Here is a 20717-nt window from a genome sequence, read left to right as displayed (position 1 = left end):
AACTGAGGGCGTTATGGCGGACATCAAAGTTCCTGTTTTTTCCGAGTCGGTGAGCGAGGGTACCTTGCTGGCGTGGCATAAGAAACCCGGCGACGCCGTCAAGCGCGGCGAGGTCCTGGCCGAGATCGAGACGGACAAGGTGGTGCTGGAAGTCACGGCCCTGCAGGACGGCGTGCTGGTCAGCACCGCGAAGAACGAGGGGGACACGGTGCTCAGCGAGGAAGTGCTGGGCGTCGTGGGTGACGCGGGCAGCGCGCCCGCCCCGGCCGCCACGCAGGAGGCCGTCAGCGGTCCGATCGCGAACGAGGCCAGCGCGGGCGGCACCGCCACGCAGCCCGACAGCGCCGGTGCAGGTGCGGGCAACGAGGCGACCCGCCGTGACGACCTCTCCCCCGCCGTGCGCAAGGTGGTCGTGGAGAACGGCCTGAACCCCGCGCAGATTCCCGCGACGGGTCCCAAGGGCAACATCACGAAGGCCGACGCGCTGGGCGCCGTGGGGCAGCAGGCCGCGCCCGCCCAGACTCAGGCTCCGGCGCAGCCCGTGACGCCCGCCGCCGTGATCCCCGCCGGGGCGCGCCCCGAGCAGCGCGTGCCCATGACCCGCATCCGTCAGCGCATCAGCGAGCGCCTGAAGGAGGTGCAGAACACGGCGGCCCTGCTGACCACCTTCAACGAGGTGAACATGCAGCCCGCCATGGACCTGCGCAAGAAGTACCAGGATCAGTTCGTGGCGAAGCACGGCGTGAAACTGGGCTTCATGAGTCTGTTCGTGCGCGCCGCGACCGAAGCGCTGAAGGCCTTCCCGGTCGTCAACGCCAGCGTCGAGGGCAAGGACATCATCTACCACGGCTTCTACGACATCGGCATCGCGGTCGCCAGTGAGCGCGGCCTGGTCGTGCCGATCCTGCGCGACACCGACCAGATGAGCCTCGCCGGGATCGAGAAGGCCATCGGCGGCTACGCCCAGAAGGCCAAGGCCGGCAAGCTGACGCTGGAAGACATGAGCGGCGGCACGTTCAGCATCACGAACGGCGGCACGTTCGGCAGCATGATGAGCACCCCGATCATCAACGCCCCGCAAAGCGCCATCCTGGGCATGCACAACATCATCGAGCGCCCGATCGCGCAGAACGGGCAGGTCGTGATCGCCCCCATGATGTACATCGCCCTGAGCTACGACCACCGCATCATCGACGGAAAGGAAGCCGTGCAGTTCCTCGTCATGATCAAGAACCTGCTGGAAGACCCGGCGCGCATGCTGCTGGAACTGTAAACAGCGTCCATGGTTGAAAGTTGATGGTTGATGGAAGGGAGGCCCCCTCTATCAACCATCAACTTTCAACTGTTCACGCCTCTTCCCAGTGAGGCTTCTGCCAGAGTGCGTCCGCTACGCTGGGCGGCATGACGGGAGTAGCTCAGCAGGAGGCCCTGACGGGCCGGTTCGGTGGCGTGTCGGACGGCGTGAACCTGCACGCCACCTGGGACGGGGAGCGCCTGAGCGCCCGCGTGGGGGGCTTCACGGACGGCACCGACGTGCACGTGTGGCTGGAGGGCGGCGAACTCGTGGGCCGCGTGGGGGGCTTCACGAACGGAATGGACATCCGGGCGGGCATCGCGGCGGGCGTCATGACGGTCCGGCTGGGCGGCTTCACGCAGGGGGTGGACGCGCGGCTGGACTTCACGCCGGATCAGGTGACGGGCCGCTACGGCAGCTTCACGGACGGCCTGGACGTCTCCCTGCGCCACTACGCGGGCGAAGTCCGGGGTCGCGTGGGCAGCTTCACGCGCGGCGTGAACGTCCAGCTGGATCTGGGCGCTGTACCGTTCCCGCTGGGGGCGCTGCTGCTCGTGTGCGGCCTGAATCTCTGGCTCACGCAGGGGCGCGCCCTGACGCCCAGCCGGTAAGGGCAGCAGGACATGGAGGCGTGTGGCTTCGTTGCCCCCGCCTCCATGTCCTGGAGATCACACCCTGAGTGCGTTCAGTGCGCCAGGACGTCCGCGCTGAGTTCCTCGGGTTTGATGGCGCCGGTCATGACGGACACGGTGTCGGCCATGCTGATCTTCTGCGGGTTCAGCAGTGCGGCGCGGCGGCCCATGCGGTGCACGTGGATGCGGTCGGCAATCTCGAACACGTGGGGCATGTTGTGGCTGATCAGGATGACCGGCAGGCCTCGGTCGCGCACCTTGCGGATCAGGTCGAGGACCATGTTGCCCTCGCGCACGCCCAGGGCGGCGGTGGGTTCGTCCATGATGACCACGTGCTGCGCGAACGCGGCGGCGCGGGCCACGGCAACCCCCTGCCGCTGACCGCCGCTCAGCGTCTCGACCGGCTGGTTCATGCTCTTGATGGCAAACTGCAGGCCCTTCATGTGCTCGGTCGCTTCGGTCAGCATGCGGGAGCGGTCGATGAGTTTCAGGGCGCGGCCCAGTGCGCCGCCCCGGTACAGTTCGCGGCCCAGGAACAGGTTCTCCGCGATGGTCATGGCTGGGGCGACGGCGAGGTCCTGGTACACGGTCTCGATCCCGGCGCGGCGGGCGTCGCTGGGCGTGCGGAAGTGCACGGCCTGCCCGTCCAGGAGGATCTCGCCCTCGTCGGGGACGAGCGCGCCGGACAGCGCCTTGATGAGGCTGCTCTTGCCCGCGCCGTTGTCGCCGATGACGGCCATGATCTCGCCGGGACGCAGTTCGAAGTCTGCGCCGCCGATGGCGGTGACGTGCCCGTAGCGCTTGACGAGGCCGCGCGCTTCCATGATCAGGGGCCGGGCGGGCTGCGGGGTGGGCGGGGTGACGGGCAGGGGCGCGGCGGCGGTCATGCTTTCCTCCGGGAGAACTGGTCGGTGGCGACGGCCAGGATGATCAGGATGCCGGTGATCAGGTTCTGGTACACGCTGTCCAGGCCCATGAACGTCAGGCCGGAGCGGAATACGCCGACGATCAGCACGCCGATCAGGGTGCCCAGCACGTTGCCGCGCCCGCCGAAGAGGCTGGTGCCGCCGATCACGACGGCGGTGATGCTCTCGAGGTTCTCGGTGGTGCCCGCCTCGGGGGACGCGCCGCCGATGCGTTCCAGCAGCAGCAGGGCGGCCACGCCGTACAGCATCCCGGCGAAGGTGTACACGCTGAGCAGCAGGCGGCTGGTGTTGATGCCGCTCAGGCGCACCGCTTCCGGGTTGTTGCCCAGGGCGTAGATGTGCCGGCCCGGAGCGGTGTAGTTCAGGAACAGCCACGTCAGGATGAACAGCGCGACCATCAGCAGGCTGCCGTATGTGAAGGGCGTGCCGAACACCGTGAAGCGCTGCGCGAGGAAGGTCAGGCCGTCGGCGGGCATGGGCACGCTGGTCGCCTTGGAGTAGATCTTCACGGCGGCGAACACGATGGAGTACATGCCGAGCGTCACGATGAACGGCGGGAGTTTCCAGCGGGTGATCAGCTGACCGTTCAGCCAGCCGACGAACGCGCCGACCGCGAAGCCCGCCAGGATCGCCAGTGGGACGGGCACGCCCTGCTCCACGGCGAGTTTGCCGATGACCATGCTGGCCAGCGCCATGATCATCCCGCAGCTCAGGTCAATGCCGGCGGTCAGGATGATCAGCGTCTGCGCGATGGCGATGACGCCCACGAACGACGCCTGCTGCAGGATCAGGCTGAAGGTCCCCAGGGTCAGGAACCGGTCGGACTGGAAGGTGAAGAACAGGCAGGCGATCAGCAGGGCGATCAGGGGGCCCAGGGTGCTGAGGTTCGGCAGCTGGAAGCGCCGCCCGGGCGTGGTGGTGGTGGGTTGCGTCATGCTCATGGGTCTCCCCGGTGAAGTGGGTGTTGCCACGGCGCGCGGCGCGGGCCGTGGCAACTTGGAGGTGAGGGTCAGGGGCGGGCCGGGTCAGCCGCGCCGCTCATGGCCTGGGCTTACTGGCCCCAGCAGTTGGCGAGGCCGAACTTGCCGTTCTGGCTCTTGACGCCGCTCATGGCCTTGTTGGTGATGAGGGTGACGCCGGTGTCGGTGTAGCCGCTGACCTTCTTGCCGGTCTTGGCGTAGGTCACGCCCGCCGCGACGCCCATGGCGGCCATCTTCAGGGGGTACTGCTGGCTGGTGGCGCCGATCACGCCGCCCTCGACGTTGCGCACGCCGGCGCAGCCGCCGTCGACGGAGACGATCAGGACGTTCTTTTCCTTCCCGGCGGCTTTCAGCGCCTGGTACGCGCCGGCAGCGGCGGGTTCATTGATGGTGTACACGATGTTGATGTCCGGGTTCTTCTGGAGGCAGTTTTCCATGGCGGTCTGGCCCTTGGTCTGGTCCCCGAAGGAGTCCTGCGCGCAGGCGACGCCGGTGTTCACAAGGGCGGTCGTGCTGGCGGTGATGCCCTTGGTGCCGAAGCCGGCCAGGAAGCCGTTGTGGCGGGCGATGCCGACGGGGTGGCCGGGGAACAGGTCCAGGGTGGCGATGACGGGTTTCTTGCTGCCCATGGCTTTCTTGGCCCACTGGCCGATCAAGATGCCGGCCTGGTAGTTGTTCGTGGCGAACAGGGCGTCCACGGCGCTGGCGGGTTCGGTGGGGCTGTCCAGGGCGATGACCATGACGCCAGCGGCGCGGGCCTTGGCGATGGCAGGCACAATGGCTTTGGAGTCGCTGGGCGTGATCAGGATGGTCCTGGCGCCCGCGGCGACCATGTTCTCGATGGCGGCGACCTGCCCGGCGTTGTCCCCGTCGGCTTTCCCGGCGGCGGTCAGGAGTTTGGCGCCCAGGCGGGTGGCTTCCTTCTGCGCACCTTCTTTCATCTTCACGAAGAAGGGGTTGGTGTCGGTCTTGGTGATCAGACCAATGATCGGCTGGGCGCTGCTCTGGGCCTGCACGACTCCCAGGCTGAGGCTGGCGGCGAGGGCGGTCAGGGCGGCACTGGTCATCACTTTACGCATGGTGGTTCCTCCGGGGGCGCCGCTGGTGATGCTGATCAACCGGGCGGGCGAATGGGGCTGGGCAGGGGGCTGGAGCGGCGGGTCAGTGGTGGGTGAGGGCGGGCGTGCGGGGCGGGCTGGTGGAGTGCCGGACGATCAGGGTGGTGGACAGCTGGATGTGCAGCGGGGGCCCGTCGCGGGGGCGGCGCAGTTGCTGGATGAGTTGCTCAGCGGCCTGGGTGCCCAGGTCGTAGGTGGGCTGCGCGACGACCGTCAGGGGCGGGGTCATGGTCTGGGCCCAGCGGCTGTCGTCGAAGCCGACGATGCTGAGGTCCGTGGGGATGCTGAGGTTCAGGGCGCGGGCGGCCAGGACGGCGCCGACGGTCATCTCGTTGTTGCCGATGAACAGCGCGGTGGGGCGGCGGCCCTCGGGCAGGGTCAGCAGGCGCGTGGCGGCGCGGTGCCCGTCGTCCTCGCGGTGGTTGCCGGGCAGGACCAGGGCGGGGTCGTAGGTGAGCCCGGCGTCTTCCAGCGCGCTGCGGTAGGCGTCGTGGCGCTGGGTGGCGGTGCTGATGTCCTGCTGCCCGACGATCATGCCGATGCGGGTGTGACCCAGGCTGATCAGGTGGCGGGTGGCGGCAGCGGCCCCAGCGGCGTTGTCGGCGGTGACGGTGGTGACGGCCGGGGTGCCGGTCACGCGGTCAAGTTCGACGATGGGCACGCCGCTCAGGGCGGCGAGGTTCTCGCGGGCGCCGCTGGTGGGCACGATGATCAGGCCCTGGGGCAGGTGGCCGCGCAGGGTCTCGATGGCGCGGCGTTCCTTGGCGGGGTCCTCGTCGCTGTTGAACAGGAAGGCGGTGTAGCCGTGGCGGTCAGCGGCGTCCTGGATGCCCTTGGCCAGCTGGGCGTGGAAGGGGTTGAGGATGTCCGTGACGATCACGCCGATGGTGCGGGTCTCGCCCTGGCGGAGGCTGCGGGCGATGACGTTGGGCTGGTAGCCGAGCTGGCGGGCGGCGTGCAGGACGCGGTCGCGGGTGGTGGTGGCGACCATGTCCGGACGGGACAGTGCGCGGGAGGCGGTGGCGGTGGAGACCTGGGCGAGTCGGGCGACATCCTGAATACTGGCCATTGAAATCGATTACACCTCCCCGACACGGTTGCGGGATCATCAGCTGAATTTCGGTTTCCCAGACGCGGAAACCTGTTTGCAAACGATTACATTGAAGTGCTGTCAGTGTGCGCGCTGTCCCCCGGACTGTCAATCCCCCACACCAGACGTTTCACCCGGTTCAACAATCCGGGCCCTCCCACCACCCCGCCGTGATCATGGCCCGATCACGCCTCCCCTGCTGAAGTGAGCCCAGCACCGCGCGCCCCACCGCGCAACGCCACTGCAACGCCCCACCCGGTTCAATACCCACATCACAGGAGGTTCCACCATGAACGCACGCACCCTGATCAGCACCGCGCTCCTCGCCACCCTGACCGCCGCCCACGCGCAGAACACCGTCAACCTCCAGAACCTGCAACTGCAGCCCATCCAGATCTCGAACCTCAACCTGAACGTCCTGCGCGTCCCGCAGGCCCAGTTCCAGCAGGTGCTCCAGAGCCCGGGCGCCCTGCAACTCAACCTTCAGGACCTTCCCGCGCGCGTCCAGGCCCGCAACGCCGAGATCACCCGCAGCGTCAGCCTCGTGCAGAACCTCCAGGGCGCCGCCGACCTGCGCGCCGACGTCGCCCGCGCCACCCTGGCCCTCCCGCGCGGCCTGACCGTCCCCGCCAGCGTCAAACTCCGCACCGGGGAAGTTAAGCCCGTGCTGCTGTACGGTCAGGACACCGTCGCCCTGAGTGTCGCGCAGGCCGAGGCGGCCGCCGCCAGCAACCGCGCCGCCATCCTGCAATCCTTCGGCCTGAGCGAGCAGAACCCCGTCCCGCGCGAATTCCTGGCCCCCGAATCCATTCGCGCCCTGAACGTCGCCCCGAACGTCCGCATCACCACGCCCATCCTGAACATCATCAACAAGACCACGCCCCCCACACCCTCCCAGCCGCAGGATGAACTGGGCGGCGGGTTCGTGAACAACCCCGCCGACGGCGCGTGCCGGTTCACGCCCACCAACGCGCTGTTCAGTCAGATGCGCGGCAACGCCATCAACCAGATCACCACCATCAAGGATCAGGGTGGCCGCGGCACCTGCATGGCCTTCGCGTACGTCTCGGCCCTCGAAAGCCTGATCGCCCGCCGCACCAAGAGTGCCTTCAACCTCTCCGAGCAGTACGCGTACTACTGGCTGCGCGGCGATGACGGCGTGCTGGGCGACGGCGCCGGCTGGGGTGACTTCAACGACATCATCGGGCAGAAACGCATGATCCCCACCGAGGTCCGCTGGAAGTACAACCCCTCCCGAAGCCGCGTCCGCATTCCCGCCGACGACACCAAACCCATCACGGAATTCAAGAACTCCTGCCTGAACTACGCGAATCAGGCGTGCAGTGACACCACCGCGCAGGCCCAGCTGGTCTGCCAGGGCGGCACGAACACCTGCGCCTGGAAACCCGAATGGGACATCGCCCCGAACGCCGCGTTCAACTTCCGCGCCACCCAGGGCAACGAGGTCTGGGTGGCCCTGGCGAACAACTTCCTGGGCAGCGGCGACGCCGCCCGCGCCTACCGCCGCGCCCTGATGCGCCATATGATCGACCGCGGCGACCAGCTCATCCTAGGCTTCAACGTCGACCCCGCCTTCGACGCCATCGGCGCCAACGGCCTGCCCAACCTGGGCCTGATGGGCGGCAAGGTCCGCGGCGGACACGCCGTTCACGTGGTCGGGTACGTCACGACCGGCATGCAGACCTACGACGCGAAAATCGGCGGCCTCGTGAACGTGAAGCTGTCCCTGCCCACCGGGTACTTCGTGATCAAGAACTCCTGGAGCTGCGGCTTCGGCGACGGCGGCTACGCCTACCTGCCCGACAGCTTCATGGACAAGGAGGTGTACGGCGTGTACAACATCCCCGCGAACGCCGTCGCCAGCGACATGGCCGGATTCTGAACGCAGGCACAAAAGGGGGGCCGCAGCGCAACTGGCTGCGGCCCCTTCCCCTGGGCTGGTGTTACTCGACCGTGACGCTCTTGGCGAGGTTGCGGGGTTTGTCCACGTCCTTGCCCAGCGCGGTGGCCGTGAAGTACGCCAGGAGCTGCATGGCGATGGCGTTCACGACGGGGCTGACCATCTCGTGCGCGCGGGGGACGTAGATGACGTCGTCGCCGTGGCGGGCGTTCTCGGTGTCGCCGTCACTGAGGAACAGGATGACCTTCCCGGCGCGGGCGCGGACTTCCTGCACGTTGCTGATGGTCTTTTCCAGCAGGCGGCTTTCGGTGGCGATCACGGCGACGGGGAGGTGCTCGTCGATCAGGGCGATGGGGCCGTGCTTCATCTCGCCCGCGGCGTACGCTTCGGCGTGGATGTAGCTGATCTCCTTGAGTTTCAGCGCGCCTTCGTACGCGGTGGGGCTGTTCACGCCGCGCCCGAGGAACAGGTAGTCGCGGGCCATGGCGTACTTCTCGGCGACTTCCTTGATGCGCTGCACGCGTTCGGGGCTCAGGGCGTCCTCGACGAGGCGGGGCAGTTCGCGCGCGGCGTGCAGGAGGTCGGCGCCCTGCTCGGCGCTGAGCGTGCCGCGGGCGCGGCCGAGCCACAGGGCGAGCATCAGGAACGCACTGACCATGCTCGTGTACGCCTTGGTGCTGGCCACGCCGATCTCGGGTCCGGCGTGGATGTATAGCGTGTCGTCCAGTTCGCGGGTCATGGAGGAGCCTTTGGCGTTGATCACGCCGAGGGTCTTCGCGCCGAACTTCTTCGCCTCGCGCAGCGCTTCGAGCGTGTCGATGGTCTCGCCGCTCTGGGAGACGACGATGGCCAGGGTGTGCTCGCTGACGAGGGGGTCGCGGTAGCGGTACTCGCTGGCCACGTCGACTTCCACGGGGATGCGGGCGAGCTGCTCGATGAGGTACTCGCCGACCAGTCCGGCGTAGTACGCGGTGCCGCAGGCGATGACGCTGATGCGCTTGAAGCTGCCGGGGTCGAGGTTGATGTCGAGGTTCACCTCGCCGGTCTCGTCATGCAGGCGGCCGATCAGGGTGTTCGTGAGGGCCTGGGGCTGCTCGTAGATCTCCTTGAGCATGTACGTGTCGTACCCGCCCTTCTCGGCGGCCTCGGCGTCCCACTCGATGTACTCGATGGCGCGCTTCTGGGGGGTGCCCGCGAGGTCCATGACGCGGTACCCGTCGTCGTTCAGGACGACCATGTCGCCGTCGTGCAGGAAGACCATGTTGCGGGTGTAGGCCAGCAGGGCGGGCACGTCGCTGGCCAGGAACATCTCGCCCTCGCCGACGCCCATTACGAGGGGGCTGACGGTGCGGGCCGCGACGATCTCGCGGTGGTCGACGTGCGTGACGACAATGCCGTACGCGCCGCGCACCTGACTCAGGGCCGCGCGGACGGCCTCTTCGAGGTTGCCGCTGTACGCTTCCTCGATCAGGTGGGCCAGGACCTCGCTGTCGGTTTCGCTCTTGAACTCGTGCCCGCGGCTCATCAGGCCTTCTTTGAGGGGCAGGTAGTTCTCGATGATGCCGTTGTGGATGATCACGATGCGCCCGTCCTCGGTGGCGTGCGGGTGGGCGTTCGTGTCGTTCGGCAGGCCGTGCGTGGCCCAGCGGGTGTGCCCAATGCCCAGCGAGCCGCTCATGGGCTGGCCCTCGAGGAGGGTGCCGAGGTTGGCGAGTTTCCCGGCCTTCTTCTTCACCTCGATTTGCGCGCCGTCATGAACGGCGATACCCGCACTGTCGTAGCCGCGGTATTCCAGCTTGGAGAGGCCGGAGATGAGAACGTCCTGCGCTTGCCGGGGGCCGATGTATCCAACGATGCCGCACATGGTGCTCCTTGCAGGGACGCGCCAGGGATCGCGGCCTGGGAAACTGTGAGTTCCCGCCGCGCCTGCGCTGCGTTCCTGTCGCTGGTGTCTGTGAATTGGGTGCATGTGTTCCGGGCTTTATGGCCGTGTTGCCACGGGGGTTATGGCCGGGATTCACGCCGGTGGTCCGGCGTCGGGTAGGCCCTGCATGCTGGCCTGGAAGCATCCGCAGAAACTCGCTGACTTCCACCTCGTCTCCCCACCACGTGTGGGTGGGGCCTTGCGCTGCCCTGTTTGGTGTGAGCCGGACACCAAGTCGGCCCACGCGGGCAGCATAGCACCCGCGCGCGGCCTCACATGAGTACGCCACTCATGGCGCGTGCGGGGACGGCAGACCCGCCACACTTAAGGAAACGCCTCAGCGACCTTACACCTGTCCCGGACACCAGTTGCTAGGATGAGCGCCGCGCCCCAAGCTCCACGCGCGGGCGTTTCACGCGAGGTCGAGATCCATGCCCACCTACCTGTACAAGAACCTGGAAACTGGCGAAATCTACGAGTTGCAGCAGAGCATGCGCGACGAACCCTTCACCACGCACCCCCAGACCGGCGTGCCGGTCAAACGCGTGCTGGCGCGGCCCGGCATTGCGTTCAAGGGCAGCGGATTCTACGCCAACGATTCCCGACCCAAGAGCAGCGAGTGAAGTTCCCGCGCGCGCTGGGGCTCACGCTGCTGCTGTGCGCCGGGCTCGGCGGCGCGTACCTGACCGGGCGCGTCACCGCCGAGCGCACCCTGGTCACCCCTGACGAGATCAACACTGTCGAGGTCACGCAGAAGGCCCTTCAGGCCGTCGTGCGGGTGGACACGCGCCTGCAACGCGAGCAGCTGCAACCCGGGGACGATCCCATCGAGACGGGCACCGGGTTCTTCTACAAGAAGGACCTGATCGTCACGAACTACCACGTGGTGCAGTTCCAGGAGTCGATCACGGTCACGCTGTTCAACGGGCGGCGCGTCACGGCCCGCCTGGAGGGCGTGGACCCCGGCATTGACATTGCGATTCTGCGCGTGACCGGCGTCACGGCGCCCGCCACGCTGGCCTTCGGGTCGAGCGCCCGGCTGATCCCGGGGCAGAAACTGCTGACCATCGGCACGCCGCTGCGCATCCCGAACTTCGTGGCGACCGGTGTGTTCAGCGTGGCCGTCAGCGCCCGCGACATTCCCCGCACGGACGGCTTCGCCAGCGAGGTCGGGCAGTACGTCGCCACGACCGCCAGCATCCAGCAGGGCAACAGCGGCGGCCCGGTGCTGGACTCGCGCGGGCTGGTGGTGGCCGTGTCAGACGCGAGTGCCGCGCCGAACAGCCTGATTCCCGGCATCATCGGGCTGGCCCTGCCGGGCGACCTGGTCAAGCAGAGCCTGGAGGACCTGGAAAAGATCGGGGTGCCGCAGCGCGGGACGCTGGGCGCGACCCTGGTGGACCTGGACAGCCTGGACCCGGCGCTGCGGCAGCTGGCGGGCCTGAGCAGCAACCAGGGCGCGCTGGTGGATCAGGTGCCGGCAGGCAGCGCCGCGGCCCGCGCGGGCCTGCGCGGCAGCCTGCGCAACAGCAAGGATCAGCTGCTCGCGCCGCTGGGCGACATCATCGTGGCGGTGGACGGTCAGGGCGTGCGCGACGCGTTCGACGTGACGCGCCTGGTGGCCGCCAAGCGCCCGGGGCAGACGGTCACGCTGGATGTGTGGCGCAACAAGAAGCGCGTGCAGGTCAAGGTCACGCTGCTCAAACGCACCCTGCAATAAGGGGCTGCGGGAAGCGGGGTGGACGGGAGCGGGGCTCCGGGTCCACCTCTTTTCTGGTGATGGGCGCGCCGGGGGGCCGCGAACCTCATGCAATGTGCCATCAAAAGTGATATCACTTTGATAGGCATTCAAGATCACCCGGAGGTATCCATATGAGTGAACTGCAGCAGGCTCCCACCCCCGCCCCGCAGGGCGGCGTCTCCACCCGCAGCGGCGTCGCCAGTACCGAACGCCCCGCCTTCGGTCTGCCCGGCGTGCCCGTCTTCCTGGCGTGGCTGCTGGGCGTCATCGGGGCCGGCGCGCTCCTGCTCAGCGGGCAGATCGCGGTCGCCTTCGGGCTGGGCCTGATCCTCCTGTTCATCCTGATCGGCTTTTTCATCGTGCAGCCCAACCAGGCAACCAACCTCACGCTGTTCGGCCGGTACGTGGGCACCGAGCGCCGCAACGGACTGTACTGGACCAACCCGCTGACCGTCCGCAAGAGCGTCAGCCTGCGCATCCGGAACTTCAACAGTGAGCGCCTGAAGGTGAACGACGCGGCCGGCAGCCCCATCGAGATTGCCGCCGTGATCGTCTGGCGGGTCGTGGATACCGCCCGCGCCGTGTTCGACGTCGAGGACTACGCCGAGTTCGTGGCCATCCAGAGTGAGACGGCGCTGCGCCACCTGGCCAGCCAGTACCCCTACGACGAGTACGACGGCCACGGCATGAGCCTGCGCGGCAACGCCGACGAGGTCGCCGAGGCGCTGGGCCGCGAACTCGCCGCCCGCCTCCAGCATGCGGGCGTGGAGGTCCTTGAGGCGCGCCTGTCGCACCTGGCGTACTCCCCCGAGATTGCCGGGGCGATGCTGCAGCGCCAGCAGGCCAGCGCGATCATCGCCGCCCGGTCGCAGATCGTGCAGGGCGCCGTGGGCATGGTCGAGATGGCCCTGCGGGAACTGAGCGAGCAGGGCATCGTGCAGCTGGACGAGGAACGCAAGGCGCAGATGGTCAGCAACCTACTGGTCGTCCTGACCAGCGAGCGCGGCACGCAGCCGGTCGTGAACGCCGGCAGCCTGTACTGACCGTATGGCCCCGCGCAAGAACTTCCCCCTGCGCATCAGCCCGGAGCTGTACGCCGCGCTGGAACGCTGGGCCGCGGACGACCTGCGCAGCGTGAACGCCCAGATCGAGTACCTCCTGACCCGCGCCGCGAAGGAAGCCGGACGGCTGAAAGACAAGAAGAAAGAGGACGGCGAGTAGCGGCTCTCCCTGACCCCGTTCCCCTCCCCCCCGCGGGTGTCAAGGCGTTCATCCACCCTTGAGACTCGCGGGGGGCGCTATGCTCAGGGCTGTCATGTACGTTGTCGTCGAAGGGCCCATCGGGGTCGGGAAAACAAGCCTCGCCCGGCGCCTCGCCGCGCGGCACGGCGCCGAACTGAACCTGGAGATCGTCGAGGAAAATCCCTTCCTGGCGAACTTCTACCGCCAGCCGGACGCCTACGCCTTTCAGGTGCAGGCGTTCTTCCTGCTGTCGCGCTTCAAGCAGCTCTCGGCGCTGTGGCAGCCGGGCCTGTACGCGGGCAGCGTCGTCAGCGACTACCTGTTCGACAAGGACTTCATCTTCGCGTCCATGAACCTGCGCGACGCGGAGTTCGCGCTGTACGAGGACCTGTACTCGCACCTGTCCCCGCGCCTGCCCACCCCGGACCTCGTGGTGTACCTGCGCGCCGACACGGATGAACTGCTGCGCCGCATCGCGCTGCGCGGGCGGCCCTTCGAGCAGGACATGCAGGCCGCGTACCTCGCGGACCTCACGCAGCGCTACGACGAGTACTTCCGCACGTACCCGCACCCGCACCTGATCATTGACGCCGCCGGTATCGACTTCGTGAACAACGCCGAGCACGAGCAGCAGATCCTCAGCCGCGTGGACGAGGCCCTGCGCGCCGGTCAGGCTGCCGACTGATGTACCTCGCGATCTCCGGGAACATCGGCAGCGGCAAGAGCACCCTGACGCGCATGCTCGCCGGGCGCTACAGCCTGCGCCCCGTGTACGAACCCTACGCGGACAACCCGTACCTGGAGGACTTTTACCAGGACATGCGCCGCTACTCCTTCCACTCGCAGGTCTACTTCCTGTCGCGGCGGCTGGAGCAGCACCTGAATCTCGTGACCGGCGCGCGCTACGTCATTCAGGACCGCACGGTGTTCGAGGACGCCAACATCTTCGCCCGGAACCTCTACGAGAGCGGCCAGATGGAAGCGCGCGACTGGGCCACGTACTGCAGCCTGTACGAGGGCGTGCTGCCCGCCCTGCGCGTCCCGGACCTGCTGATCCACATTGACGCGAGCCTGCCCACCCTGAAAAAACGCATCGCGCAGCGGGGCCGCGCGTACGAGCAGGACATCCCCGACGCGTACCTGGGCGGCCTGAACCGCCTGTACGACAGCTGGGTCGCAGGCTTCGATGCCTGCCCGGTGGTACGGGTGCCCGGCGATCAGCTGGACTTCGTGGCGGACCCGCAGGCCTTCGAGTGGGTGTGCCAGCGCGTGCAGGCCAACGGTTACGGCCTGCCGCTGCTGCGCTGAACTCCCGCGCCAGATCGGCGCCCGGTCAGATGAGGCAGCGCGCGGCGCGGCCACTCGTTAGCCTGCCCGCATGTGCCTTCCCCTGCGTGCCCCCGCGTTCCTGGCCCTTGTCATCGGCGCTGCCCTGAGCAGTGCTGGCCACGCCCAGACGGCCCCCACCCCCGACCTGCTGATGGGCTGCCCCGAGTGGCGCACCCTGAACCCGGCGGACCTGCGCGCCGCGCGCGTGACGGTCAGCCGAGCCGTGTTCACCGACGTGACCGGCAAACCCGGCCGGGCGTACGTGGTCAAGGATGACCTGCTGCTTCAGGGCCCCGCCGTGAACGGGCGACGCTGCAGCTACTTCGTGAAGGGCGGCGCGCCCACCGGGGTGGGCGGTTACCTGAACACCATGCTGATGCGGAACCTGCCCACCAGCCCCGCCCTGAGCGGCACCTGGGCGGCCGAGCGCGCTCAGCTGAACGTCACGAAAACGGCCGCCGGAGCGTGGACCGTGAGCGGCAACGCCACGGCCCCCACCGCGGGCGGCAGCGTGAACACCGGTGAACTGGGCGGTCCGGTGGCCCGCCAGGGTGACGCGTGGCGGTACGCGGTGGACGGCTGCACGCTGAGCCTGTGGCCGGTCGGGCCGTGGCTGGTCGCGCAGGACAACGGCGCGTGCGGCGGCCTGAACGTCACCTTCGGCGGTCTGTACACCCGGCAGCGCTGAAGGGCCCGGCGGGGGGCCGCTATGATCCCCGCATGCGCCTTGCCGAGCTGGCCGACCACCTGAATGCCCACCTGACGCCCATTGGCCCGGACCTGAATCCGGAGGTCTCGGGCGTCACGCACAACGCCGACTGGGTGCAGCCGGACTTCGCGTTCGTGGCGATCCGCGGCGCGCGGTTCGACGGGCACAGCTTCCTGGCGAAGGTGGCGGCGGCGGGCGCCGTGGCCGTGATCGGCGAGGGCCTGCCGGACGGGGTGACCAGTCCGCTGCCGTACCTGCGCGTCCCGAATGCCCGCGCGGCCCTGGCGGATGCGGCGGCCGCGCTGGCCGGGCACCCCAGCCGCCAGCTGCGGGTGGTGGGCGTGACGGGCACGGATGGGAAGACCACGACCAGCTGGCTGGCGCGGCACCTGCTGCGCGCCGCCGGGCAGCGCACCGGCCTGCTCAGCACGGTGGGCTACGAACTGCCGGACGGAGAACTGCGGCACTTCCCGGCGCACTTTACGACGCCCGAGGCGCCGCAGGTGCAGGCCACCCTGGCCGAGATGGTGCAGGCCGGCGCGGACGCGGCGGTGCTGGAGGCCAGCAGTCACGCCCTGGCACTGGACCGCGTGCGGAGCGTGGCGTGGGACGTGGCCGTCTGGACGCACCTGAGCAGCGAACACCTGGACTTCCACGGCACGCTGGAGAATTACTTCGCGGACAAGCGCCGGCTGGTGGAGGCCGCGCCGTTCGCGGTCCTGAACGTGGACGACCCCTGGACCGCGCAGCTGCGCGGCGTGGCCCCCGCCGAGACGACCTATTCCGCCGAGGGCCAGCACGCCGACTGGCGCGCGGGGAGCATCGAGGAGCGCAGCACGGGCCTGCACTTCCACGTGGTCAGCCCACTGGGCGAATTCGACGCGCACCTCCCGATGATCGGGCGCTTCAACGTGGCCAACGCCCTGGCGGCCATGGCCGCCGCCGCGCACCTGGGGGCGGGCTGGGAGGCGCTGGTGTCGGGCCTCGCGTCGTTCCGGGGCGTGCCGGGCCGCATGGAACTCGTGCCGGACACCCGCGGACGCCGCGTCGTGGTGGACTTCGCGCACACGCCCCCAAGCCTCGAAAAGGCGCTGGGCACCCTGCGGACCACCACCACCGGCCGCCTGATCGTGGTGCTCGGCTCGGCGGGCGGGCCGCGCGATCCGGGCAAACGCGCCCCGCTGGGCGAGGTCGCCACCCGCCTCGCCGACCACGCGGTCTTCACCGAGGAGGACTGCCGCGACACCCCGCTGGCGGACATCCTCCGCGAGATGGCACGCGGCGCCCGCGAGGCCGGACGCACCAACTATGAGCTGGTGCCCGACCGCCGGGCCGCCATCCGCGCCGCCATTGCCTTGGCGCAGCCGGGCGACACGGTCCTGCTGGCCGGGAAGGGCCCCGAGGACACCCTGGAACGCGCCCTGGAAACGCTCCCCTGGAATGAGACGCAGGAGGCGCTGGACGCGCTGCACCTGAGCTGACCGGGCGGGCAGCGGCGTGGTATCACGGCAACATGCGCCCGTCCCTCTGCGTCCTGACCCTGGCCCTGCTGGGCCACGCCCTGGCCGCCCCCACGCCGTACTCGCTGCCCGTGAACCTGAGCTCCCTGAAGTCCCCGCTGGTGACCGGGAGCGCCGAGCTGGACCTGCATGCGCTGAACGCCGCGCAGCGCTCAGCGCTGTCCCGCAACGGGTTCGTGATCACGCCCGCGCCGTGGCGGCAGTTCGACGCGGTGTACGAGGCGACCCGCTACGCGAACCAGCCGGTGTTCGTCACGTCGGACGCCACGCTGCACGTGTACCACCTGATCTTCGACAAGCTGCTGCGCGACCTGGAACGCGAGTCCCTGGCGCCCGCCGCGCGCCGCCTGACCGCGCTGCTGGTCGCGGACTCGCGGCGGCAGCTCGCAGCGCTGAAGGGCACGCCGCTGGAAGCCGACGCGCGGCGGGCGCTGGCGTACCTGGCCGTCGCGCAGACACTCGCCGACCCGGTCGTGAAGCCACCCGCCGAGGTGGCGGGTCTGGTGGCGGCGGAACTGAAACTGATCGACGCGCACCAGGGCATCGCTGCGTCCCCCATCTTCAGCAGCACCGAGCTGATGGAGGACTACTCGCAGTACGTGCCGCGCGGGCACTACACAAAGAGTGAGGCGCTGAGACGCTACTTCCGGACCATGATGTGGCTGGGCCGCATGAACCTGCGCGTGGACAAGGACAGCGAGACGCGCGTGGCGGGCCTGCTGACCTCGCTGATGGGCGCGAACGCCGAGGCGCAGAAGCTGTGGGCGCGCGTGTACGACCCGACCGCGCTGCTGGTCGGGCGCAGCGACGACCTGAACTACCGGCAGTACGCGGACGCGCTGAAGGTCGCGGCGGGCGGGCAGGTGCGCCGCCTGGCGGACCCGGCCACCCTGAAGGCCTTCCAGGCCCAGCTGCGCCGCCTGCCGCCCCCGCAGGTGAACAGCGCCGTGGTCGTCGCCCAGCCCGGTGAGGGCCGCGAGGCGCGTGAGGCGCAGACCCTGGGTTTCCGCCTGATGGGGCAGCGCTTTACGCTGGACGGCGCGGCCTTCCAGCGCCTCGTGCACCGCGAGGTCGGCACCGACCAGCAGCCGCGCCTGCTGCCCAGCGGCCTGGACCTGCTGGCCGTGCTGGGCAGTGACGCTGCCCTGAACGAACTGCGCCGCAGCGGGCAGGGCCGGTACGCGAACTACGAGACGAACATGGGCAGACTCCGCACGAACTTCGCCGCGCTGAAACCCGCCGACTGGACCGCGAACGTCTACTCCGGCTGGCTGTACGCCCTGCAGGCCCTCGCGAAACCCGACCCGCGCGACGCGCGCTACCCGGCGTTCATGCGCACGCCCGCCTGGACCCGCAAGGAGATGCTCACCGCACTGGGCTCCTGGACGGAACTGCGCCACGACACCATCCTGTACGCCAAGCAGACCATGGCCGAACTGGGCGGCGGGGAGGAACCGCAGGCGCCACGCGGGTACGTGGAAACCAACCCGGCCCTCTGGGCGCGCCTTCAGACGCTGGAGGCCCTGACCCGCCGTGGCCTGAAGGACCAGGGGGTGCTGTCCGAGCGCACCGCTACGAACCTCGACTCGCTGCGCGACATGCTGAGCCTCCTGAGCCGCGCCACCACCAAGGAACTGGCCGGGACGCCCCTGACCCCCGAGGAATACGATCAGATCCACTACTTCGGCGGGTGGCTGGAGCAGATAAAGATGGCCAGCGCCGACCCCGAGAACGGCGAGAACCCCAGCCAGTTCGACGAGGACGCCATGGCCGCCGTCGTCGCGGACGTCGCCACGGCCGTTGACACCACCGGCACCCTCGTGGCGCTGGAGGAGGGCACGGGCTTCATTCACGAGCTGTACGCGGTCGTGCCCGACGGCCGCGGCGGCCTGCAGGTCGCGCGGGGCGGCGTGTACTCGCAGTACGAGTTCACGGTGCCGGCCCCGGGCCGCCTGACGGACGAGGCGTGGCGCGCGCAGCTGCGCCAGGGGAAACTGCCGCCCGCGCACCCCTGGCTGGACGGCGTGCTGGTGAAGTGAGGCAGACCCTGGGCGCCCTGCTGGCGGGCCTGCTGCTCACCTCGGGCGGGCGGGAGGCCCCCGTGCACCGGGGTCCCGTGACCCTGGCGCTGGGCGGCGACCTGAGTCTCGCCCGGGGCGTGGCGCAGGCACACGCGGCCGACTGGCCCGCCACCCTGCGAGCCCTGGCGCCTCTGCTGCGCGCGGACCTCGCCGTGGCCAACCTGGAATCGCCCCTGACGGACGCGCCGCGCGTCACGGCGGGCATCGACCTGCGCGCCCCGACCCGCGCGGTGGCCGCCCTGTCCTCCCTGACGCACCTGGGCGTGGTGAACAACCACAGCCTGGACGCCGGCACACGTGGCCAGGCTCAGTCGCAGGCGGCGCTGACCCGCGCGGGCCTCACACCCGTCACGGCCTCATCCAGCTTCACCGAGGTCCGGGGCATCCGGGTCGCGCTGCTCGCGTGGCTGGACGACGGCCGCACGCCCCTTCCCCTGGCCGTGGTGCGCGCAGCGGCGCGGCAGGCGGACGCCGTGATCATCCTGGCCCACTGGGGCGAGGAGTACGGCCTGACCACCGCCCGGCAGCGCACCCAGGCCCGCGCCCTGGTGGTGGCCGGAGCCACCGTGATCGCCGGGAGTGGCCCGCACGTCCTCCAGGGCCACGAGGTCCTGGCAGGCCCGCGCGGCCCGGCCCTGGTGCTGTACAGCCTGGGGAACCTGCTGTTCGACCAGCCGTTCCCGGCGGCGCAGCTGGGCGCGGTGGTGCGCGTGCCCCTGCCGGACATGGCGGGCGCCTGCGCGGCCCCCACCCGCACCCGCGCGGGCCACGTGACCCCGGCGACGGGCCCCCTGCGATCCCAGGCACTGGCCCGCCTGGGCCTCCCCGCCTGCCCGGAGGCCCCGTGAAACGCCTGATCGTGCCGTTCCTGCTGGGCGGCGCTCTGGCGGGCGGCGGCGCCCTGCCCTGGCGCAGCCTCACCCCGGCGGGCGCGTGGACGCCCAGCCCCGCCCTGCACGCCCCGCCCCCCTGCCCCGCCCTGAGCCTGCCCCCGACCTGGCAGGTGCGCAGCAGCGTCCTGGCGGACGTGACCGGCGACGGCACCCCCGAGTGCGTGCTGGCCGTGTGGCGCCCCTGGCGGGACTGGCGCACCGCCCAGTGGAACGCGCGCCCCACGCCCATCCAGGGCAACCGCGACGCGCGCGGCCGCAGCAGCCACGTGGCCGTGCTGCGCCCCCTGGGCGGCGGCCGGTACCGGGAGGTCTGGGTGGGCAGCGCCCTGTTCCAGCCGGTCACGGCGCTGACCGTGCTGCCCGGCCGCACGCTCGCCACGCTGGAAACCACGTACGCCACCCCCGGCGCGCCCGCCCACGCCCTGAGCCTGTGGCACTGGACCGGCTTCGGCTTCCGCCTCGACCGCCGCGTGCCCACCACCGCCCGCACCGTGCAGCCCGACGCGCAGGGCCGCGCCGCCGTCCGCTGAGCCGCGGACCCGGCATGATGAGGCATGCGCCGCTGCTGTCCGCTGCTCGCCACCCTGCTCCTGCTGCCCGCGCAGGCCGCCCAGGTGCCCGTCCCCACGCCCACGGGCGGCAAGCCTGCCGGAACGGTCATCGCGCGGCACGTGAGCCCGGACGTGACCCTGCGCACCCTGAGCGCCGTGACCACCCAGGATTTCCAGGGGCTGCGCGTCACCGCCGGACCGGTCACGCGCACCTTCCCGGCATGGCGGAGCATCAGCAACCCCACCTTCTGGCCCGGCCTGACCGTCACGGACCTCAGCGGCGACCGACACCCAGAAGTTCTCGTGACCCTAATGACCGACGAGGGCACCGGCGTGGCCGTGTTCGACGCCCACGTGCTGAGCCTGCCCGACCTGCGCGAGTGGCCGGTCACGCCGCCCGTGCCCTACCTGCGCGCCCACGTCCGCCTCAGCACGCACAGCCTGACCCTGCCGGACCGCAGCGTGAAACTCCCCGCGCTCCCCGGCGTTCCCCACACCGAACCCGCCCGCATCGGCCATCAGGTGCGCTGGACGGTGCAGGACGGCCACCTGACCGCCCTGGTCGAGGTGCAGCGCGCCTGGGCGTTCACCGGCCGGCTCGTCCTGACGTACCGCGCGCAGGGCAGGCAGCTGATCCCCGACCACATCCGATTCGACCCGGGCCCGCTGGAGTAGGCACTGGCCTACGCCACTGCGCGGATGCCCGCACCCACACCCGCAGGTCAGACTCACCACGACCCACGCAGGGAAAGGAGGCGACCATGCC

The 20717-nt window shown here is 69.7% G+C and carries 20 protein-coding genes; 15 read left to right on the top strand and 5 right to left on the bottom strand.

What is annotated here, in order from left to right; all coding sequences use genetic code 11:
* Positions 1-13 precede the first annotated feature (13 nt).
* Together odhB and IEY63_RS06750 are read left to right on the top strand one after the other, a co-directional pair.
* The gene (gene odhB, locus IEY63_RS06755) at positions 14-1273 is read left to right on the top strand and encodes a 2-oxoglutarate dehydrogenase complex dihydrolipoyllysine-residue succinyltransferase (RefSeq protein WP_189068241.1); all 1260 of its coding nucleotides are present in this window, start codon (positions 14-16) and stop codon (positions 1271-1273) included.
* A 128-nt stretch (positions 1274-1401) separates the two neighbouring features.
* Positions 1402-1905, top strand: a complete 504-nt coding sequence (locus tag IEY63_RS06750) for a hypothetical protein (RefSeq protein ID WP_189068240.1) — start codon at positions 1402-1404, stop codon at positions 1903-1905.
* A gap of 74 nt (positions 1906-1979) precedes the next feature.
* On the opposite strand, the gene IEY63_RS06745 is transcribed toward IEY63_RS06750, so the two are convergent.
* From IEY63_RS06745 to IEY63_RS06730, 4 genes are all read right to left on the bottom strand, one after another.
* Positions 1980-2813, bottom strand: a complete 834-nt coding sequence (locus IEY63_RS06745; RefSeq protein WP_189068239.1) for an ATP-binding cassette domain-containing protein — start codon at positions 2811-2813, stop codon at positions 1980-1982.
* The gene (locus tag IEY63_RS06740) at positions 2810-3787 is read right to left on the bottom strand and encodes an ABC transporter permease (RefSeq protein ID WP_189068238.1); all 978 of its coding nucleotides are present in this window, start codon (positions 3785-3787) and stop codon (positions 2810-2812) included. The genes IEY63_RS06745 and IEY63_RS06740 overlap by 4 nt, the downstream gene beginning before the upstream one ends.
* A 116-nt stretch (positions 3788-3903) precedes the next feature.
* On the bottom strand, positions 3904-4911 hold the full coding sequence (locus IEY63_RS06735) for a sugar ABC transporter substrate-binding protein (RefSeq protein WP_189068237.1): 1008 nt from the start codon (positions 4909-4911) through the stop codon (positions 3904-3906).
* Positions 4912-4993: 82 nt separating this feature from the next.
* Positions 4994-6019 (bottom strand): LacI family DNA-binding transcriptional regulator, encoded by a 1026-nt coding sequence (locus IEY63_RS06730; protein WP_189068236.1) that lies wholly within the window; start codon positions 6017-6019, stop codon positions 4994-4996.
* Between the two features lie 310 nt (positions 6020-6329).
* On the opposite strand from IEY63_RS06730, the gene IEY63_RS06725 reads away from it, so the two are divergent.
* A complete protein-coding gene (locus tag IEY63_RS06725) occupies positions 6330-7943 on the top strand; it encodes a C1 family peptidase (protein WP_189068235.1) in 1614 nt (537 codons plus the stop codon).
* Positions 7944-8004: 61 nt separating this feature from the next.
* Here IEY63_RS06725 and glmS read toward each other — a convergent pair whose 3' ends face one another.
* Positions 8005-9825: a glutamine--fructose-6-phosphate transaminase (isomerizing) gene (gene glmS, locus IEY63_RS06720; RefSeq protein WP_189068234.1), complete on the bottom strand. Its 1821-nt coding sequence runs from the start codon at positions 9823-9825 to the stop codon at positions 8005-8007.
* Between the two features lie 491 nt (positions 9826-10316).
* Between glmS and IEY63_RS22155 the strand changes: the two genes are divergently transcribed.
* From IEY63_RS22155 to IEY63_RS06665, 12 genes are all read left to right on the top strand, one after another.
* Positions 10317-10508 carry an FmdB family zinc ribbon protein gene (locus tag IEY63_RS22155; RefSeq protein WP_229784536.1) on the top strand — a complete coding sequence of 64 codons (192 nt, stop codon included), beginning with the start codon at positions 10317-10319 and terminating at the stop codon, positions 10506-10508.
* Positions 10505-11605 carry a S1C family serine protease gene (locus IEY63_RS06715; RefSeq protein WP_229784535.1) on the top strand — a complete coding sequence of 367 codons (1101 nt, stop codon included), beginning with the start codon at positions 10505-10507 and terminating at the stop codon, positions 11603-11605. The genes IEY63_RS22155 and IEY63_RS06715 overlap by 4 nt, the downstream gene beginning before the upstream one ends.
* A gap of 152 nt (positions 11606-11757) precedes the next feature.
* Positions 11758-12669 (top strand): SPFH domain-containing protein, encoded by a 912-nt coding sequence (locus IEY63_RS06710; protein ID WP_189068232.1) that lies wholly within the window; start codon positions 11758-11760, stop codon positions 12667-12669.
* A gap of 4 nt (positions 12670-12673) precedes the next feature.
* A complete protein-coding gene (locus IEY63_RS06705; protein WP_189068231.1) occupies positions 12674-12847 on the top strand; it encodes a type II toxin-antitoxin system antitoxin in 174 nt (57 codons plus the stop codon).
* 94 nt (positions 12848-12941) lie between these two features.
* Entirely contained in the window at positions 12942-13553 is a 612-nt protein-coding gene (locus IEY63_RS06700; RefSeq protein WP_189068230.1) for a deoxynucleoside kinase, read from the top strand.
* Complete coding sequence (locus tag IEY63_RS06695; protein WP_189068229.1) at positions 13553-14176, top strand: deoxynucleoside kinase; 624 nt, start codon at positions 13553-13555, stop codon at positions 14174-14176. Before IEY63_RS06700 ends, IEY63_RS06695 begins: the two co-directional genes overlap by 1 nt.
* 70 nt (positions 14177-14246) lie before the next feature.
* A complete protein-coding gene (locus IEY63_RS06690; protein ID WP_189068228.1) occupies positions 14247-14885 on the top strand; it encodes a hypothetical protein in 639 nt (212 codons plus the stop codon).
* A 32-nt stretch (positions 14886-14917) separates the two neighbouring features.
* Entirely contained in the window at positions 14918-16387 is a 1470-nt protein-coding gene (locus IEY63_RS06685; RefSeq protein ID WP_189068227.1) for a UDP-N-acetylmuramoyl-L-alanyl-D-glutamate--2,6-diaminopimelate ligase, read from the top strand.
* Positions 16388-16419: 32 nt separating this feature from the next.
* On the top strand, positions 16420-18465 hold the full coding sequence (locus tag IEY63_RS06680) for a DUF3160 domain-containing protein (RefSeq protein ID WP_189068226.1): 2046 nt from the start codon (positions 16420-16422) through the stop codon (positions 18463-18465).
* Complete coding sequence (locus IEY63_RS06675; RefSeq protein ID WP_189068225.1) at positions 18462-19355, top strand: CapA family protein; 894 nt, start codon at positions 18462-18464, stop codon at positions 19353-19355. The genes IEY63_RS06680 and IEY63_RS06675 overlap by 4 nt, the downstream gene beginning before the upstream one ends.
* Positions 19352-19930 carry a hypothetical protein gene (locus tag IEY63_RS06670; protein WP_189068224.1) on the top strand — a complete coding sequence of 193 codons (579 nt, stop codon included), beginning with the start codon at positions 19352-19354 and terminating at the stop codon, positions 19928-19930. The genes IEY63_RS06675 and IEY63_RS06670 overlap by 4 nt, the downstream gene beginning before the upstream one ends.
* Before the next feature lie 24 nt (positions 19931-19954).
* Positions 19955-20626, top strand: a complete 672-nt coding sequence (locus IEY63_RS06665; protein WP_189068223.1) for a hypothetical protein — start codon at positions 19955-19957, stop codon at positions 20624-20626.
* Positions 20627-20717 lie beyond the last annotated feature (91 nt).

Source organism: Deinococcus radiotolerans, assembly GCF_014647435.1.
In the GTDB taxonomy this organism is placed as follows: domain Bacteria; phylum Deinococcota; class Deinococci; order Deinococcales; family Deinococcaceae; genus Deinococcus; species Deinococcus radiotolerans.
This window is presented reverse-complemented; position numbering and strand designations above follow the sequence as displayed.

Bases quoted from the DNA above. Each gene is read 5' to 3' on its own strand.
- odhB (WP_189068241.1), top strand. From the start codon at position 14: ATGGCGGACATCAAAGTTCCTGTTTTTTCCGAGTCGGTGAGCGAGGGT.
- IEY63_RS06750 (WP_189068240.1), top strand. From the start codon at position 1,402: ATGACGGGAGTAGCTCAGCAGGAGGCCCTGACGGGCCGGTTCGGTGGC.
- IEY63_RS06745 (WP_189068239.1), bottom strand. From the start codon at position 2,813: ATGACCGCCGCCGCGCCCCTGCCCGTCACCCCGCCCACCCCGCAGCCC.
- IEY63_RS06740 (WP_189068238.1), bottom strand. From the start codon at position 3,787: ATGACGCAACCCACCACCACCACGCCCGGGCGGCGCTTCCAGCTGCCG.
- IEY63_RS06735 (WP_189068237.1), bottom strand. From the start codon at position 4,911: ATGCGTAAAGTGATGACCAGTGCCGCCCTGACCGCCCTCGCCGCCAGC.
- IEY63_RS06730 (WP_189068236.1), bottom strand. From the start codon at position 6,019: ATGGCCAGTATTCAGGATGTCGCCCGACTCGCCCAGGTCTCCACCGCC.
- IEY63_RS06725 (WP_189068235.1), top strand. From the start codon at position 6,330: ATGAACGCACGCACCCTGATCAGCACCGCGCTCCTCGCCACCCTGACC.
- glmS (WP_189068234.1), bottom strand. From the start codon at position 9,825: ATGTGCGGCATCGTTGGATACATCGGCCCCCGGCAAGCGCAGGACGTT.
- IEY63_RS22155 (WP_229784536.1), top strand. From the start codon at position 10,317: ATGCCCACCTACCTGTACAAGAACCTGGAAACTGGCGAAATCTACGAG.
- IEY63_RS06710 (WP_189068232.1), top strand. From the start codon at position 11,758: ATGAGTGAACTGCAGCAGGCTCCCACCCCCGCCCCGCAGGGCGGCGTC.
- IEY63_RS06705 (WP_189068231.1), top strand. From the start codon at position 12,674: ATGGCCCCGCGCAAGAACTTCCCCCTGCGCATCAGCCCGGAGCTGTAC.
- IEY63_RS06700 (WP_189068230.1), top strand. From the start codon at position 12,942: ATGTACGTTGTCGTCGAAGGGCCCATCGGGGTCGGGAAAACAAGCCTC.
- IEY63_RS06695 (WP_189068229.1), top strand. From the start codon at position 13,553: ATGTACCTCGCGATCTCCGGGAACATCGGCAGCGGCAAGAGCACCCTG.
- IEY63_RS06690 (WP_189068228.1), top strand. From the start codon at position 14,247: ATGTGCCTTCCCCTGCGTGCCCCCGCGTTCCTGGCCCTTGTCATCGGC.
- IEY63_RS06685 (WP_189068227.1), top strand. From the start codon at position 14,918: ATGCGCCTTGCCGAGCTGGCCGACCACCTGAATGCCCACCTGACGCCC.
- IEY63_RS06680 (WP_189068226.1), top strand. From the start codon at position 16,420: ATGCGCCCGTCCCTCTGCGTCCTGACCCTGGCCCTGCTGGGCCACGCC.
- IEY63_RS06665 (WP_189068223.1), top strand. From the start codon at position 19,955: ATGCGCCGCTGCTGTCCGCTGCTCGCCACCCTGCTCCTGCTGCCCGCG.